Origin of the sequence: Pseudomonas sp. EA_105y_Pfl2_R69, assembly GCF_963970915.1 — a bacterium.
GTDB lineage: Bacteria > Pseudomonadota > Gammaproteobacteria > Pseudomonadales > Pseudomonadaceae > Aquipseudomonas.
The window spans coordinates 58,740-75,019 of record NZ_CAXAOO010000009.1; the positions used below are offsets into that span (position 1 = coordinate 58,740).

14 protein-coding genes are annotated in these 16,280 nt (G+C 66.0%); 7 read left to right on the forward strand and 7 right to left on the reverse strand.

The window, feature by feature from the left end; genetic code table 11:
• Positions 1-55 precede the first annotated feature (55 nt).
• Positions 56-1,285, forward strand: a complete 1,230-nt coding sequence (locus AACY13_RS20680) for a benzoate/H(+) symporter BenE family transporter (protein WP_339463463.1) — start codon at positions 56-58, stop codon at positions 1,283-1,285.
• 143 nt (positions 1,286-1,428) lie between these two features.
• Positions 1,429-2,709, forward strand: a complete 1,281-nt coding sequence (locus AACY13_RS20685) for an OprD family porin (RefSeq protein WP_339463464.1) — start codon at positions 1,429-1,431, stop codon at positions 2,707-2,709.
• A 621-nt stretch (positions 2,710-3,330) separates the two neighbouring features.
• Here AACY13_RS20685 and AACY13_RS20690 read toward each other — a convergent pair.
• The 3 genes from AACY13_RS20690 to AACY13_RS20700 are packed head-to-tail and all read right to left on the reverse strand — an operon-like array spanning position 3,331 to position 6,551.
• The gene (locus tag AACY13_RS20690) at positions 3,331-3,675 is read right to left on the reverse strand and encodes a YdbL family protein (protein ID WP_339463465.1); all 345 of its coding nucleotides are present in this window, start codon (positions 3,673-3,675) and stop codon (positions 3,331-3,333) included.
• An 11-nt stretch (positions 3,676-3,686) separates the two neighbouring features.
• On the reverse strand, positions 3,687-3,878 hold the full coding sequence (locus AACY13_RS20695) for a YnbE family lipoprotein (RefSeq protein WP_339463466.1): 192 nt from the start codon (positions 3,876-3,878) through the stop codon (positions 3,687-3,689).
• A 54-nt stretch (positions 3,879-3,932) separates the two neighbouring features.
• Positions 3,933-6,551, reverse strand: a complete 2,619-nt coding sequence (locus AACY13_RS20700) for a YdbH domain-containing protein (protein WP_339463467.1) — start codon at positions 6,549-6,551, stop codon at positions 3,933-3,935.
• Between the two features lie 143 nt (positions 6,552-6,694).
• On the opposite strand from AACY13_RS20700, the gene AACY13_RS20705 reads away from it, so the two are divergent.
• The 4 genes from AACY13_RS20705 (at position 6,695) to rmuC (ending at position 10,336) form a co-directional block, all read left to right on the forward strand.
• Positions 6,695-7,063: an MbcA/ParS/Xre antitoxin family protein gene (locus AACY13_RS20705; RefSeq protein WP_339463468.1), complete on the forward strand. Its 369-nt coding sequence runs from the start codon at positions 6,695-6,697 to the stop codon at positions 7,061-7,063.
• Positions 7,064-7,122: 59 nt separating this feature from the next.
• Positions 7,123-7,875, forward strand: coding sequence for an RES family NAD+ phosphorylase (locus tag AACY13_RS20710; protein ID WP_339463469.1), 753 nt, complete (start codon positions 7,123-7,125; stop codon positions 7,873-7,875).
• Between the two features lie 560 nt (positions 7,876-8,435).
• Positions 8,436-8,783 carry a tetratricopeptide repeat protein gene (locus AACY13_RS20715; protein WP_339463470.1) on the forward strand — a complete coding sequence of 116 codons (348 nt, stop codon included), beginning with the start codon at positions 8,436-8,438 and terminating at the stop codon, positions 8,781-8,783.
• Between the two features lie 188 nt (positions 8,784-8,971).
• A complete protein-coding gene (gene rmuC / locus AACY13_RS20720) occupies positions 8,972-10,336 on the forward strand; it encodes a DNA recombination protein RmuC (RefSeq protein WP_339463618.1) in 1,365 nt (454 codons plus the stop codon).
• Positions 10,337-10,346: 10 nt separating this feature from the next.
• On the opposite strand, the gene AACY13_RS20725 is transcribed toward rmuC, so the two are convergent.
• From AACY13_RS20725 to AACY13_RS20735, 3 genes are read right to left on the reverse strand one after another with little or no spacing between them, the layout of a single operon-like run.
• Entirely contained in the window at positions 10,347-11,237 is an 891-nt protein-coding gene (locus tag AACY13_RS20725) for a metal-dependent hydrolase (protein WP_339463471.1), read from the reverse strand.
• Positions 11,238-11,251: 14 nt separating this feature from the next.
• Positions 11,252-13,027 carry an SDR family oxidoreductase gene (locus AACY13_RS20730; RefSeq protein ID WP_339463472.1) on the reverse strand — a complete coding sequence of 592 codons (1,776 nt, stop codon included), beginning with the start codon at positions 13,025-13,027 and terminating at the stop codon, positions 11,252-11,254.
• Positions 13,024-13,899 carry a M24 family metallopeptidase gene (locus AACY13_RS20735; RefSeq protein WP_339463473.1) on the reverse strand — a complete coding sequence of 292 codons (876 nt, stop codon included), beginning with the start codon at positions 13,897-13,899 and terminating at the stop codon, positions 13,024-13,026. Before AACY13_RS20735 ends, AACY13_RS20730 begins: the two co-directional genes overlap by 4 nt.
• 259 nt (positions 13,900-14,158) lie before the next feature.
• Here AACY13_RS20735 and AACY13_RS20740 point away from each other — a divergent pair, with 259 nt between their 5' ends.
• Entirely contained in the window at positions 14,159-14,983 is an 825-nt protein-coding gene (locus tag AACY13_RS20740; RefSeq protein ID WP_339463474.1) for a MerR family transcriptional regulator, read from the forward strand.
• Here the strand turns inward: AACY13_RS20740 and AACY13_RS20745 are convergent.
• Positions 14,969-16,225 carry an MgtC/SapB family protein gene (locus AACY13_RS20745; RefSeq protein ID WP_339463475.1) on the reverse strand — a complete coding sequence of 419 codons (1,257 nt, stop codon included), beginning with the start codon at positions 16,223-16,225 and terminating at the stop codon, positions 14,969-14,971. The two genes, AACY13_RS20740 and AACY13_RS20745, sit on opposite strands and share 15 nt — an antisense overlap.
• Positions 16,226-16,280 lie beyond the last annotated feature (55 nt).

The following is a 16,280-nucleotide window of genomic DNA, read 5'->3' on the forward strand; positions in this document are numbered from 1 at the left end:
CACCGCACAACGAGAGCGCTCCCCGAGGAGCGCCATCCATACCTTGCGAGGCCCTATGAAAGCCTTGATCAACGATTTTTCCCTGTCCGCCGTGGTGGCCGGTTTTATCGCCACGGTGATTTCCTATGCCGGGCCCCTGGTGATCATCTTCCAGGCGGCCGAGAGCGCGGGTATGTCGCATGCCGTGCTGTCGTCCTGGGTCTGGGCGATTTCCATCGGCAGCGCGGTGCTGGGTATCGTCCTCAGCCTGCGTTACCGCGTGCCGATCATCATCGCCTGGTCGGCACCGGGCTCGGCGCTGCTGGTTTCGCTGCTGCCGCAGATCAGCCTGAACGAGGCGGTCGGTGCCTATATGGTTGCCAGCCTGATCATCTTCCTGGTCGGTATCAGCGGCACCTTCGACCGGCTTATCGGCAAGCTGCCCGCGGCGATTGCCGCCGGCATGCTGGGCGGCATCCTCTTCAGCTTCGGTACCGGTCTATTCGTCTCGCTGCAAAGCAAGCCGTGGCTGGTGCTGGCGATGTTCGCCAGCTACCTGTTGGCCAAGCGCCTGTCGCCACGCTATGCGGTGCTGGCGGTGCTGCTGGTCGGTTGCAGCATCGCTTTTGCCACCGGCGAGCTGCGTCAGGACGCTTTGGTGATCGGCCTGGCCACGCCGGTGTGGATCAGCCCCGAATTCAGCCTGTCGGCCAGCCTGAATATCGCCTTGCCGCTGGTGATGGTGGCCCTCACCGGGCAGTTCGTACCGGGCATGGCGGTGCTGCGCAATGCCGGTTACCAGACCCCAGCCAGCCCGATCATCACCAGCAGCGCCCTGGGTTCGCTGTTGCTGGCTCCCTTCGCCTGTCACGGCCTCAACCTGGCCGCGATTACCGCGGCCATCTGCACCGGTCGCGAGGCCCATGAAGACCCAGCCCTGCGCTATGTCGCCGGGGTAGTCGGCGGCCTGGCCTACCTGCTGCTGGGGCTGTTCGGCGCGACCCTGGTGTCGCTGTTCAGCGCCTTCCCCAGGGAGCTGATCGCCGCCCTGGCCGGGCTGGCGCTGTTCGGCGCGATTGCCGGTGCGCTGGCGGGGGCCATGGCCCAGCCGGATGACCGTGAAGCGGCGCTTATCACCTTTCTGGTCACTGCTTCGGGCATGTCCTTCCTGGGCCTGTCGGCGGCTTTCTGGGGACTGGTGTTCGGCCTCGCCGCCCATTTGCTGCTTGGCGTTCGGCGCAACCAAGCGCCCGTCACAGCGCCGCTGCATAGCGCCAATCTGGCTGAGGAGGAGGCGGTCAGTTAGCCACCTCCTGCCCCTGAGCATTGCCGCCGCGCCTGACCCGAAGGCGGCGCGGCGACAGTCACACCACCCACTTGCGTTGCCGGGTTGGTCCCTGGCAAGGGTGGCGCAACAGCCCACTTTCAATAACAACAAAGAGCTAAACCATGACTCACTATCCGAATGTGAAGCCCGTCCTGCTGTCCGCTGTCTTTGCCCTGAGCCTGCCAGCCCTGGTGCAGGCGGGCGGTTTTATCGAAGACAGCAGCGCGACGTTGCAGGCGCGTAACTACTACTTCAGCCGCGACTTCTCCGATATCGTCGGGCCCAATAAACAGTCCAAGGCCGAGGAGTGGGCCCAGGGCTTTATCCTCAACCTCAAGTCCGGCTACACCCCGGGCACCGTCGGTTTCGGTGTCGATGCCATCGGCCAGCTGGGGCTCAAGCTCGACAGCAGCGCGGATCGGGTCAACAGCGGTCTGCTGCCGACCCGGGAAAGCGGCAAGGCCGCCGATGATTACAGTCGCCTGGGCGCGGCGCTGAAGGTCAGGCTGTCGAAGACCGAGCTGAAGATCGGCGAACTGCAGCCCAACCTGCCGGTGCTGACCTTCTCCGATATCCGCCTGCTGCCGCCGACCTTCCAGGGGGCCAGTCTCCTTTCCCAGGAAATCGACGGGCTGACCCTGCAGGCCGGCCAGCTGCGCTCCACCAGCCTGCGCAACGAGGCCGGTGACGACAGGATGCTGGCGATGCTCGGCCACCTGCCGCAACGCGCCGGCAGCAGCGAGCGCTTCAACTATGGCGGTGCCGACTATGCCTTCAACGCCAGCCGCACCTCGGTCGGGGCCTGGTATGCGCAGCTGCAGGACATCTACAACCAGCGTTTCCTCAGCCTCAAGCACAGCGAACCGCTGGGCGACTGGGTGCTGGGTGCCAATCTGGGTTTTTACGACTCCAGCGAGGACGGCCAACAGCTGATCGGCCCAATCGACAACCAGGCCTTGTTTTCCCTGCTGTCGGCCAGGCATGGCGGCCACACCTTCTATCTCGGCTACCAGGCGATATTCGGCGACAACGCCTTCCCGCGGGTATTCGCCAACGTCAGTCCGCTGGGCAATGAGGTGCCGACCTTCGAGTTCGCCTCGGCCGACGAGCGCTCCTGGCAGTTGCGTTACGACTACGACTTCAGCGCCATGGGCGCGCCGGGTCTGGTCGCCGGGGTGCGTTATATCCGGGGCGACAACGTCGACGCCCAGGCCACCAACCGTGGCGGCCCACGCTACGAGGGCAAGGACTTCGAGCGCGATCTGGACATCGGCTACACGGTGCAGAGCGGCCCGCTGAAGAGCCTCGGCGTGCGCTTGCGCAACGTCACCGCGCGCTCCAACTACCGCAGCGATATCGACGAAAACCGCCTGATCTTCAACTACAGCTGGAACCTGCTTTGACCCCGGGTTTTGCTCGGACGCAATGGCGTCACGGGTAGAGTCACGGCAGCGCCACGCTTATCGCTGGCAAGCCGCGGGGCTGTCCGGGCGGGTTTTCCGGCCGATTGCCTGGCCTTTTCCCCGGGTCGCCGGCTTGCTTGACCTGAATCAACTGATGCGGCCATTTGCCAGTATAAAAAGCACTCCTTTTCCAAGGGACTTGGCTCGCATGAATGATTCCAGGCAGCAGGCGCGAATTTTCTGTAACGATCGGCAGTTGGCCAGCACCCTGCGCGAGTTGCTGGGCGCTCAGGTGGCGGCGCAGCAGGCGCTGTGCGAGGCCAGCGAGCAGAGTCGCCAGGTGGGGGTGCAGCTAGAAGAAGCCATGCCGGTTACCCGCGCCCGGTGCTTTTGTCGCAGCGGGCTTGCCCGCAAGCTGTTACGCACAGGCTGTAGGCGCGTGTTAGGGCAAGGGGCCAGGCCAACGACCATGCCGGCCTCGATTACCCGCATCTGCATGCGGCCCGACCCAGGCCCTCTCGGCGGGAAGAGGGGGCAATCGCATACGGCGCGTGACGGCGCATAACCAAGAAAAAGGCCCCGCCGGCAGATGCCGGCGGGGCCTGGTGGTTACTGTCGCGGCTACTTGCGCAGCCACTGGCCCTTGACCTGGATGTATTGCCCTGGTGGGGTCTTGTCCAGGGCCTTCTGCCCGGCTATGGCTTCCACATCGCTGAGCTTGATGCCGTTCTGCGCCGCCAGTTTCTGGTATTCGCTGCGCCGCGCCTGGTTGATCAGGCGAGCGATCTCTGCGGCTTGGTCGTCGTTCTTGACCACGCCGAGGTAGCCATTGGGCATTTCCCCGAGCTGGCCGCTGGCCTTGGCATCGCCCAGGGCGGACATGGCCTCGTTGAGGTTCAGGGCGGCGGCGGGCAGGCTCAGGCTGAGCAGCAGCAACAGGCCGGCAAAACGTTTGAACAGGGTCATGGTCTGGCTCCTCAGAAAAGTCCGCTGGATTCGCTGAACATGCTGTCCAGGGCTTTATCCACCTTGATATAGATTTCGTGCTCGATCTTCACGTTGAGGTTGATATTGATCGGCTCGTTGGGCATGGCCAGCTGTACCGTGGGGGTGCAGGCCGTGCTGAGCAACCCCAGTAGCAGGGCGGTGAAATAACTGCGTAAGCGCATGGCGCTTCTCCTTGGTGAGGGCCTGCGGCCTCTGCATGGCGCAGGGTGCATGCTCTATGGCTCTTGCGGGGCCGTCTGGCGCTCCAGCATACGCTGCTGGACGCGCTGCTTGATGATCTCGTTCACCTTGTCGGTCAGTTGCAGGCTGGCCAGCAGGGTGGGGATGTCCTCTTCCAGGCTGATGTTGAAGTGGATCGGACGACCTTTCTCGATGGCCGGGTTCTGCCCTTCCAGGCGGATATCCAGCTGCAACTTGCCGTGCTGATCATAATTGACCTGGCTGCTCAGGGTCGCATAACGGAAATCCTCCAGCGATTGGGTCACCAGTTGCATGGCCGGGTTGCTGCGGCCCAGGGCGCGAATCCGCTCGGAGTGGAACTGCAGCTGGCCGCCGGGCTGGCGGGCGGCCAGCTGCCCTTGTTCGATGGTCGCCCCGGCGCTGCCGATGCGCAGGGGCAACAGGCCATCGAGGGTGCCGCTACCGGCCAAGCCCTCTGTCGGGTAGAGAATAAAAAGCTGCTCAAGTTCCAGGCCCTGGACCCTCAGGGGCAACAATAAATCGCCCTCGGCCAGGTTCCACTGCCCGGGGTCGAGCTGCACGCTGCCGCCCACCAGTTCACCCCGAGCCTGGCGCACCTGCAACCGGCCCTTGTCGAGCGTGGCCAGGGGGGCCTGGTAGCTGGCGCTGAACTGCAGCGGGCCGAGGGGAATGCCGGGGTTGGCCTGCTGCAGCTGCAGCTCCTGGAGCTCGACCTGGACCTGGCGCGGGTCCAGTTGCAGCTGCAGGCGGCTGTCCAGGCCGCTCAGCTCGGTGCGGTCATAGATGCCGGCCAGGCCTTTGCCGCTGAGTTCCAGCGTGCCGCTGGGGGCGCTGGCATTGGCGGCCAGGTGCAGGCTGGCCTTGGCGTTGAGGCGGCCAGCGTTCAGGCTGAGCAGCGCCGGCCAGGCGCTGAAACTCTGCTGCAGCGGGTTGCCGCTGCGCAGAAACAGCTCGGCCAGTTGTGCCTGCAGGGTCAGGCCGGCGGCGCTGCTGTGCTGCGCCTGCAGGCTGAGCTGCAGGTCGGCGTCGTTGCCGAGTTTGCCGTCCAGTTTGATCTGCGCCTCGCTCGCCGCCAGCTGGCCCTGCCATTGCCAGCCCTGGGGCTTGAGCTGGGCCTGGTGCAGCTGCTGCAGGCTGAGGCGGGTCGGCCCCTGCAGTTGCCAGTTCAGCAGTGCGCCGGTCTGGTGACGGGCGCTCAGGTGCAGGGCGTCGCTGCTGGCCTTGAGCTGCTGTATGCGCAGCTCGGCACCCTGCAGCTGCCCCAGGCTGAGCTGCGAGCCCTGGCCCAGGGCGAGGGTGAGCTGTTGCTCGTCCAGATAGCCGCTTAGCGCCAGTTTGCTGCGCAGGTCGCTGATGACCCAGTCGCCAAGTGTCAGGCCGGGACTGTTCAAGGTCAGGCTGGCGTCCGCCAGTTGCAGTGCCCAGGGCGCGGCGTTGGCCAGGGCCAGGCGGCCCTGCAGGTCGAGGCTGCTGCTGCCCTGGCTACTCAGGCTGAAGCTCAGGGGCAGGGCGCGTTCGAGCAGGTTGGCGGCGAGCGCCGAGAAATCTTCCGCGGGCTCTATCCGCAGGTGCAGGGACTCGGGGCGCAGGTTGGCCGGCAGGCTCTGCAGCGCTTCGCTGCTGATCTGGGCGAGCTGCAGGTCGGCCCCCAGGCTGTCGGCGAACCACTGCCCGTCGAGGGCGCGGGCGGCCAGGTTGAACTGACCCTGAAGCAGGCCGATACCGGGCAGCGGCCAGGGCTCGGGCAGGTTGGCGCTGGCGCTGATCTGCCCGCTGGCCTGCAGCAGCTGACTCAGGCGTAGCGGCCCGGGGCCGAGCTGCAGCTGCCAGTCGGCCAGCAGCTTGGCCGCCGTCGGGGCTTGCAGCCCGTCCCGTTGGGCGAGGGGCAACCATTGCTGCAGCCAGCTTTGCAGCACGGCGGCCTGGCTCAGTGATTCGCTGGCCAGCTGGCCCTGCCATGCCTGCCCCTCGGCGCTGGTCCATAGGCGGCTGTGCAGGCTCAGCTGTGGCGACTGGTCGACCGCCAGGGCCAGCTGCAGCGTCACGGCGTCATTATTGCCCTGCCACTGGGCGGTCCAGTTCAGCCGGTGCTGTTGGTGCTGCAGGTTGAGCTGTAAGGCCAGGCTCTGTTCGCCTGCCGCGGCGGTATTCGGCCTGCTCAGCTGCAAGTCGCCGAGCAGGCTGCAGCGCTGCGCGGCGCAGGGCAGGTCGATGGCGAAGCGTTGGATATCCAGGTTGCCCGGTAGCAGGGCGAGCGCCGCGCCCAGCTGCTCCAGTTGCACGCTGGGCTCGGGACCGCTGGGGGCCGTAGTGGCGGCGGATGGCGGCAGGCTCAGCTCGAGGCTGGCGATCTGTACCTGTTGCCAGAAGGGCAGGCTCAGGCGCAGTTGCGCCCAGCGCAGCCGCAGCTGCTCGACCTGCAGCCGCAGGCTGCCCCCGGCCTGGCGCTGGCGCACATCGAGGCGGGCCAGGGCGATGCCGTCCAGATCGAGGGACAGGCCTTGCCAGTCCAGCTCCTCGATCTGCTGGTTTTCGAGCAGGCGGGTCCAGCTGAGGTAGGTGTAACTGCCGAGCGCGAGGGCCAGCAGGCTGAGCAAAATGATAAGTCGCAGCCAGGTACGCCGGCTGATCATGGGCACGGATCCAGGGTGAGGAGGACTATCTCTGCAGCAGACCTTAACCCATGGACCTGGGGCTGCCAATCGGGGTGTTTTTTCTGCTGTGTATTTACAGCATTAAGTGCTATTTTTGATGCAAACGAACATTGGAGGCGGTGATGAGCGCATTGATTCGACCGGTGGCCGACGCCGACGCTGTACTGGCCAAGGCATTGCTCAATACCCGCGAGCAGTTGGGCCTGACCCAGCAAGAGCTCGCCGATATCGTTGGCGTGCACCGCACGGCGATATCGCGCTGGACCGACAGCGGCCTACGGGTGCAGAGCAAGACTGGCGAGCTGGCGCTGCTGCTGATTCGCGCCTATCGCGCCCTGTTCGCCCTGTTTGGCGGCAACCTGGCGGACATGCAGCACTTCCTGCGCACCCACAACCATCATCTGCAGGCTGTGCCGCTGCTGCTGATGATGCAGGTACAGGGCCTGGTGCGGGTGGTCGAATACCTCGATGCCATTCGCGGTAAGGGCTGAGCCCGCGCTGCAACCCGGCCTGGTGCCGAATAACAATAAGCATAAGGAACACGGTCGCCATGGATATCTGGCAAGCCTGTAACGGCCCGGAGCAGATCAAAGCGTTGCGTGGGCGTCTGGTACGCCTGGTGGAGAGCCAGGCCCAGGTCGCCACCATGCAACTGGTGGACAGCCTGGCCGAGCAGGCATTGCTGGAGGAGTTGCTGGAAGGCAGCAAGCCGCCATTGCCGCAGCAGGCCGAACCCCTGCATTACCTGCTGAAAACCCCGTTTCGCTATCCCCCCCTGCGCTGGGGCTCGCGCTTCGGCACGTTGCACGAGCCCAGCCTGTTCTATGGTGCGCTACGCATCGACACGGCGATGGCCGAGGCGGCCTACTACCGCTTTCTGCTGTGGCAGGGCATGGCCACGCCGCCGCCCAGTGGGCGCATCCTTTCCGAGCACTGCACCTTCGAGGCGCGTTATCAGGTCGAGTGCGGCATCCAGTTGCAGCACCCGCCCTTCGCCACATTCCAGGCCGAGCTGTGCCATGCCGCTGCCTACCAGAGCACCCAGGCGCTGGGGGCGGCCATGCGCGAGGCCGGGGTCGAGGCGTTCGAGTACCGCTCCGCCCGCTGCCCGCTGGGTGGCAACAATGTGGCTCTGTTCGTGCCCCAGGCGCTGGCGGAGAAGCGGCCGCGCAACCTGCTGAGCTGGTTGTGCGAAACCACGGCCGACTATGTCGCCTTCAAGAGTGCCCAGGTGCCGGATAAGCCGCGGGTGTTTCGCCAGGCCATTTTCCTGCGTGACGGACAACTGCCTTTGCCTGCCTAGGTCGGGCCTTTACGGCTGTTGTTGCCCCGAAAAAGGGCGCGCGCAGGCACGGCGGCGCAGACTTGTGCACATTTGCGAGGCGTCTTGTCAATGTACATTTCGTGATCGACGTAAACCCTTGATTCTTCGTGTTACTTTTTTAAGTCAATGAAAAATATGAACTTTTTTTACTGGTGAAAAAATCGCCAGTTTGACTTCGGGCCCCGTGGCATAGGCGATGAGGGCGCTTGCGCCCATGTTATCCACGAAGTTATCCACAGCTTCTGTGGATTAACCCGAGCCGGCACTCGGGCTCCATCTGAATGGCCGCCAGGCAGTTGGCGGCCTGCCTGGCGGCTTCCTTGCAGCGTCGGGCCGGCGGCTGGCCAATGGCGTCAGGGCAGGTTGGTCAGGCCCTTTGGGGCATCGCCGCAGGGATGCCTGAAACAGCGTCCGGCAAGGCTTTACCTTGGCGAAAAAAGGAGTAGAGTGGCGCGCCTTTCCCGCTACCGCTGCTTCTTATGCCTCGCGCACTGCCTCGTTTATCCGCGGAACATTCTTCCACCGCCGCTCGCCTGCCGATGCGTGTCGCCCTCTGGCTGCTCGACAGCCCGCGCCTGGGCCACGCCACCAGCGTCAAGCGCTTTGCCGGCGGTTTGCTCAAGCAGCCTGCCATGCAGGGTGTGGTGCAGGCCCAGAGTCGTCTGGGGCAATTGCTCTGCCGCGACTGCGGCAACCCGCGCGACCGCCGCATCGGCCTGGAGTTGCTGCGCCAGGCCGCGCGCGCCGGCGACATGCGCGCCCAGCTCGAGCTGGGCGAATTGCTCAGCCGGCCGCGCAGCAGCGAACCGCAACAGGCCCGCCACTGGCTTGAACTGGCGGCCGGCCAGGGCTCGGCCGAGGCCAGGAAGCTGCTTAAACAGCTCTGACGCAAGGCAGCAAGCCCCAGGCGTACTGGTTATACTGCCAGTACTTTTTTGCGGAGCTGCTTATGCCAATCGATCTGTCCACCGCGCTGGCACCGGCGCTGCTCGGCTTTGCCGCGGCGGCTGTTCCTCTTCTTTATATCGCTTGGTCGCTGCAGCGCCGGCTGGCCAGTCAGCAGCTGGAATTCGGCTTGCTGCAGGAACGTCTGAGCCATGCGCAACTGGCCCAGGCCGGGCTGGCCGCGCAACTGGATGATTGCCGCGAAGAAGTCGCCGAGATCAGCGAGATCAAGGCCGATCAGCAGGCCGAACTGGCCGCGCTGCGCCGCGAAACCGAGTTGCTCCAGCATGAGCGGCAGATCGCCCGCGAGGCCGCCCAGGCCTGGTACAGCCAGCGTGAACAGCAGGAAGGCGAAATCCGCCGCCTGGATGCCCAACGCGCCGCCCTGGCCGCCGAACTCAAGGAGCAACAGGACAGCCATCAGCAGCGCCTGAGTGACCTGCAGGGTTCGCGCGATGAACTGCGCGCGCAGTTCGCCGAGCTGGCCGGGAAGATCTTCGATGAGCGCGAGCAGCGTTTTACCGAGACCAGCCAGCAGCAGCTCGGCCAGTTGCTCGACCCGCTCAAGGAGCGCATTCAGTCCTTCGAGAAACGCGTCGAGGAAAGCTACCAGCAGGAGGCCCGCGAGCGTTTTTCCCTGGGCAAGGAGCTGGAGCGCCTGCAGCAGCTCAACCAGCGTCTGGGCGATGAAGCGACCAACCTGACCCGTGCCCTCAAGGGCCAGAAGACCCAGGGCAACTGGGGCGAACTGGTGCTCGAACGGGTGTTGGAGCATGCCGGCCTGGAGAAGGGCCGCGAGTACCAGACCCAGGTCAGCCTGAAGAGCGCCGACGGCGAGCGCTTCCAGCCCGATGTATTGATCCAGCTGCCCGGCGACAAGCAGGTGGTGGTCGACGCCAAGGTCAGCCTGACTGCCTACCAGCAGTTTATTGCCGCCGAAGACGACGCCAGCCGACAGCAGGCGTTGAAGCAGCATGTGCTGTCGCTGCGCAGCCATCTGAAGGGCTTGTCGCTGAAGGACTACCAGCGCCTGGAGGGGCTGCACAGTCTGGATTTCGTGCTGCTGTTCGTGCCGATCGAGGCGGCCTTCGCTGCGGCGTTGCAGGCCGACCCCGGGCTGTTTCAGGAGGCCTTCGATCAGCATATCGTCATCGTCAGCCCCACCACCCTGCTGGCCACCCTGCGGGTGATCGACAGCCTGTGGCGGCAGGAGCGGCAGAGCCAGAATGCCCGCGAGATTGCCGAACGCGCCGGGGCGCTGTACGACAAGTTCGTCGCCTTTATCCAGGACCTGGACGAGGTGGGCACGCGCCTGCAGCAACTGGACAAGGCCTATGCCGGGGCGCGCAACAAGCTCTGTGACGGCCGCGGCAATATCGTTAGCCGGGTGGAGAACCTCAAGCTGCTCGGCGCTCGCGCCAGCAAGAGCCTGCCCGCCGAGTTGCTCGAACGGGCGGCCGGGGTGATGGTGTTGGACGAAGAGGCGGCCGAGTAGGCCGCATCTGTCAGGCGCTGACCTGGGCCTTTTCCGCGGCGGCGCGTTGCGCCGCCGGCGAACTGGCCAGGTAATCCAATGCCACGCGGATATCGCCTTCGCTACGTGGGTGGTAACCGGGGTTGAAGTAGCGCAGTACCGAGCGACCGACATGGCCCATACGTGGCATCAGGCCGCGTTGCCCCAGGTGATACCAGAGGTTGAGGAAACCGGGGCGGTAACGGGTGACCGGGTCCTGGCGCATCATGGTCTTCATCGCCGTGCTGAACAGGAAGATCAGTGCCGGTGTGGCAATCAGCATATAGACCCAGCGCATCAGCAGGCTGCCGCCGATATGCACGTGCAGGTCATGGGCCACGCTGCGGTGCTCGACTTCCTCGGCCCCGTGCCAGCGCAGCAGGTCGAGCATCACCGGGTCGGCGTTATCCAGGCCACGGGTGGTGATGATCCAGTCGCCCAGCACGCAGGTGAAGTGCTCCACCGCGGCGATCAGGCCGACCCGCTGGCGCAGCCACCAGGGTTGCAGGGCGCGGCTGATGGCGTTGTCGCCCAGGGGGAAGTCGCACAGCGCCCGGTCGAACAACCAGTGAATCCGCTTGGTAAAGGGCGTCGGGTCGATGCCGTGGCGCAGCAGGTAGGGCGTCAGCGCGCTGTCGTGGGCGCGGGCGTGCTGCGCCTCCTGCTTGACGAAGCCCTGCACGTCCTCGCGCAACTGCGGGTCCGTGACCAGCGCCAGGGCCTTGTTGTAGACCCGGCAGAACCAGAACTCGCCGGCCGGCAGGATCAGGTGCAGGCTGTTCATGATATGCGAGGCTTCCGGCTCGTTCGGCACCCAATGCAGCGGGGTGTCTGCGAAGTCGAAACGTACTTTGCGCTGTTCCAGGCGATGCTGTTCGTTCATGTTTATCTTCCTTATCAAGCGGCCAGGTTCAGGCGTGCCAGCAGGCGCGACAGCCAGGGGGCGAAGCGCCATTGGGCGATGCTCAGGTGCGCCTCGGCCCCGACGGCGACCACCGCCTGATTGCGTTGCACGCCGCGGATCAGTTTTGCCGCGACGGTTTCGGCGCTGAGGTTGCGGCGGCTATAGAGGCGCTGGGTCTTGGCCTGTTGCTTGGCTTCGGCCTCGCTGCTCAGGCCATTGAAACGGGTGGCCTGGATGATCCCGGTGTTGACCAGCCCTGGGCAGAGGGCGGTGACGCCGATGCCGTGGCTGGCCATTTCCGCGCGCAGGCATTCGCTGAGCATCAGCACCGCCGCCTTGCTGGTGGCGTAGGCTGGGTAGTTGCGCGAGGGCACGAAGGCCGCCGCCGAGGCGGTGTTGACGATATGCCCGCGTTTACCGGCCTTGATCATCTGCTGGGCGAACAGGCGGCTGCCGTCGATCACGCTCCACAGATTGATGCGCAGCAGGCGCTCCCAGTCGGCGTTGCTGGTGTCGAGCATGCTGCCGGCCATGCCGATGCCGGCGTTGTTGATGACGATATCCGGGCTGCCGAACTCGGCGGCGACCCAGTCGGCAAAGGCGGCCATGGCCGTGCTGTCGCCCACGTCCAGCTGATAGACGAAGGCTTCGCTGCCCAGGGCCCGGGCCAGTTCGGCGCTGCGTTCGGCGGCGGCCAGGTTGATATCGGCGGCCAGCACGCTGGCCCCCTGGGCGGCGAACTCGAGCAGGGTGGCGCGGCCGATGCCGGAGCCGGCACCGGTGACCAGCACCAGCTTGCCGGCGAAGGGGCCGGCGTGGGCCCTGACCCTGGCCTGCTGCAGGGCGCGGCTGGCCTGGGCACCAGCCAGGTGCTGAGTAAATTCGCGCAGCCAGGCGGCCAGTTGTTGCGGTTCGGCCAGCAGTTGCCAATGCCCGGCATTGACCTCGCGTCGCCACAGTTTTGGGGCCCACAGCGCCAACTGCTCGAACAGTTGCGGGCGCACGAAGCGGTCGCGGGTCGGCACGATCAGCTGCACCGGCACCTGGGTATGGCGCTGGCGTGGCCTGAACAGGCTGCGGATAAAGTTGGCGCGGTACAGCTTGACCCCGTGTACGCCATCGGCGCGCTGGCTGCTGCTGACGGGCACGTTGCGCAGGCCTTCGACCTTGCGCAGCAGTTGCGGCCAGGCACGGTCCAGGCCCAGACGCCAGGTCAGCTCGGGCAGCAGCGGGAGGTGGAACAGGGCGACATACCAGGAACTCAGTAGCTGCCCGGCGACCTGGGCCCAGGCGCGCGGGCTTTTCTGCTTGAGCTTGTCGCGCATCCAGTGGCCGACATGGTCCAGGCAGGGCCCGGAAATACTGGTGTAGGAGGCCAGCAGCGGTTGGAGGCGCGGTTCGGTCACCGCTTCCCAGGCCTGGATCGAGCCCCAGTCATGGGCCACCAGATGTACCGGCTGGTCGGGGCTCACGGCCTCGATCACCGCCTCCAGGTCGTTCGCCAGCTTCTCCAGGTGATAGTCCAGGCGCTTGCGTGGAATCTGCGAGGCACCGAAGCCGCGCACGTCGTAGGCGACGATCTGGTAATCGGCGGCCAGCTCGCGCACCAGCGGCAGCCAGATCTCATGGTTGTCCGGGTAACCGTGGACCAGCAGCAGGGTCGGCCCCGTGGTCTGCCCCCAGCGGTATACCGCCAGCTCGACGCCGTCGCCCTGCACCCGCAGGCGCTGCGCCTGCAGGCCGCTGTGCAGCAGCAATGGCGCGTTCATGCTGCCACCTGCGCGCTGCCGAGGCCGCGCTGCTGCCAGCGCCGCACGTGGGGCAGGTCGTCGTCGAGCCAATAGGCGTCACTTTCTGTGACCACCAGCAGTTCCTCGAACTTGGCCCCCACGCCGCGCCAGCCCAGGTGCGGCTCCACCGCCCACAGGCCTGGCGTGGGTGCATGGTCGGAGCGGCTATTGCTCGACCACAGCGGCGACCAGCCTTCGCGGCGGCCGGTGAGCAGGGAGTTGCGGCTCAGGGTAAGGATATTGCGCAGGCCGAAGCGGGCGATGGACAGGCCGCTGTCGCGCGCGCCGAGCTTTTCCACGCGATGGGCCAGCACCTCGAAGGGGTAGGCCTTGTGCCGCGGCAGGGTGCCTTGCTCGGCGCACAGGCGGTCCACCGCCTGGCTGACTTCGGCCAGGGGCCGGCGCTGTTTGACCAGCTCGACGATCAGCTGACGGTGCGCCATCAGGTCGTCCATCAGGCGATCGAGCAGCAGGTTCTGACCCAGGGCCCCGGAGTAGCCGATATCGGCGGTGTAGGCCCCCAGGGTCGGCGCGCAATCGAGGATATAGGGCATGCCTTCCTCCAGCACGGTCTTGCCCGGGTAGAAGGCCAGGTTGAAACCGCCCAGGTGACGCAGGCCGTCGAAACCCTTGAATGCGGTGCGCGGGCCGAACCAGGCGAATGGCTGATGGAACCAGTCGCGCACGCCGTGATCCTGCAGCCAGGTCTTCATCAGGGCGGCGGTCTGCTTCTCGCTGGTGCCGGGCTTGAGTTCGCCGGCGATGCATTGCGCGCACTGGTAGGCCAGGCGCTGTACGCTGCGGAACTGTTCGAGATCGTGCTCGCTGAGCGGGGTGGGGCTGGCAGGCATCTTGTTTCTCCAGACTGTCACGGCTGACTGTTACATCGTTTGATGTCACGGTCATTGTTGTGCCTGGCAGATGCTTCTGGCTAGCCATCCGGACGCGATGCCGCGGGGCTTGTTACCCTGTTACCGGAGCGGTTCGACGGGCTCTGGAACGGCCTTCTGCGCCATTTCGACGGAGTCTGGCCGGGGCCCTGGCAGGTAAAGTCCAGCCCTTGGTTGGGGCGGTTGTTGCCATTGCCGGGAGGCGGCTATGATCGCGACCATGAATACAACCTCCGCTTTTCTCCAGCGCCTGTTGGGCAGCGCCGCGCCCCTGGCGAGTGCCGTTGCCGCCGAGTACCGGGTCGATGAACTGGCCCGAGCGGCGCAGACCACGGTGCGCAATGTGCGCGCCTACCAGGATCAGGGCCTGCTACCGCCCCCCGAGCGCCGCGGGCGGTTGGGCATTTACAGTGGCGAGCACCTGGCGCGGCTGCAGCTGGTCGGCCAGTTGCTCGAGCGCGGCTACAGCATCGCCAGCATCCGCGAGCTGTTCGAAGCCTGGGCCCAGGGCCGTGATCTGGCCCATGTGCTGGGCCTGGAACAGGCCATTCGCGGTGCCGAGGGGCCGGAGCAGGCCGGTGTCCTGCAGTTCGGCGAATTGCAGGCGCTGTTCGGCGATCAGCTGGATGATCGGCTGATAGAGCAGGCCCAGGCCCTGGGCCTGCTGGAATTTGCCGGCGACCACCTGCGGGTGCCCAGCCCCAGGCTGTTCGCCGCCGGGGTCGAGTTGTACCGCGCGGGCATTCCCCTGCCGGCCCTGCTCGACGAGCTGACGACAATCCGTGGCCATGTGCAGCAGGTGGCGACCGGCATCGTGCAGATGATCGCCAAGCAGCTGGTCAACCCGCTGCTGCAGCGTGAGCTGCCCCATGCCGAGGAGCTGGAGCGCCTGAATCTGCAGTTGCTGCAACTGCGCCCGCTGGTGGAGCAGGTGGTCAATGCCGAACTGGCCCGGGGCCTGCCCGAGGCGGCCAATCGCGAGCTGAGCGAGCGGGTGCACCAGTTGCTGCAGGGTTTTCTACAACCCTCCTCAGCTCAGCAGTAGTACCAGGGCCCCGGCCAGCAGCCCGGCGGCCATCACCGGCAGGGTCAGCAGAGCCAGTTGGCGGCCGCCGATCAGGGCCACCAGACAGGCCTTGACCAGGCTGTTGCTCAGGGCCGCGAGGAGGATCCCCCGTACGGCCACCTGGTTGTCCAGCTCGGTGTGCGAACTGCGCGCCAGGGACAGGGTGATGGCATCCACATCGGCCAGCCCGGAGACCAGCGCCACCAGGTACACGCCGGCATCTCCCAGCCCGCGCTGCGCCGCTTCGATCAGCAGCAGGATCAACGCCAGCAACGCGGCGAAGCGCAGCGCGGGGCCCAGTTCGAAGGGGTTTTTCAGCGGCGCGTCGGGGCTTTCTCCGCTCTCGCTACCGGTGCGGCGGTAATACAGCAGGGCACCCCCGGCGTAGATCAGGGTGGCCGCGCTCAATGGCCAGAACAGCGCCGGCAGCAGCGCGCGATTGACCAGGCCGGCCTCCAGCAAGACCCGGGGAAACATCAGTGCCGAGGTGGCCAGTAGGCCGCAGGCGAGGATGGCTTGCAGGTTGCTGCCCCGGCCCAGACGGGCCAGGGTGACGGTCATGGCGGTGGAGGAGACGATGCCGCCGAGCAGGGCAGTGATCAGCAGACCATGGCGGGTGCCGACCAGGCGAATCGCCACATAGGCGGCGAAGCCGATGGCGGCGATCAGCACCACCATCCACCAGATGATGTAGGGGTTGAAGGCCTGCCAGGGACCGTAGCCCTGATTGGGCAGGGCCGGCAGCAGCACCAGGGAGATAAACAGCAGCTTGAGGGTGCCCGACAGCTCGTCTTCGCTAAGCCGCAGCAGGGCTCCGTGGAGCACGCGCTTGAGACTCAGCAGCAGAGCCACCGCCACGGCCCCGGCGGCGGCCAGCGGGGCATGGCCGGCCATGGCCAGGCTGCCGAGCAGGAAGGTGATCAGCAGCGCCACCTCGCTGGTCAGGCCCATATCCCCGGTGCGGCGCAACTCGCCGAAGTAGGAGGCCACCACCAGAGCGGCAAAACCGATAAAGATCACCGCCCAGGTCACGCCCCCGAACTCTTCACTGAGCAGCATGGCAAAGGCCCCGAGCAGACTGCTCAGGGCAAAGGTGCGAATGCCGGCGACCAGGCGACTGTCCTCGATATTGCGTCCCTGCCAGCCGCGCTCGGTGCCGATCAGCAGGCCGGCGGCCAGGGCGCTGGCAAAATTCAGCAGGGTGTCGAGGGCTTCGGGCATGGCACATCCTTGGGCGGGGCGGGTTGTTGGCAGTCTAGCCAGTGGGCGCTCGCGG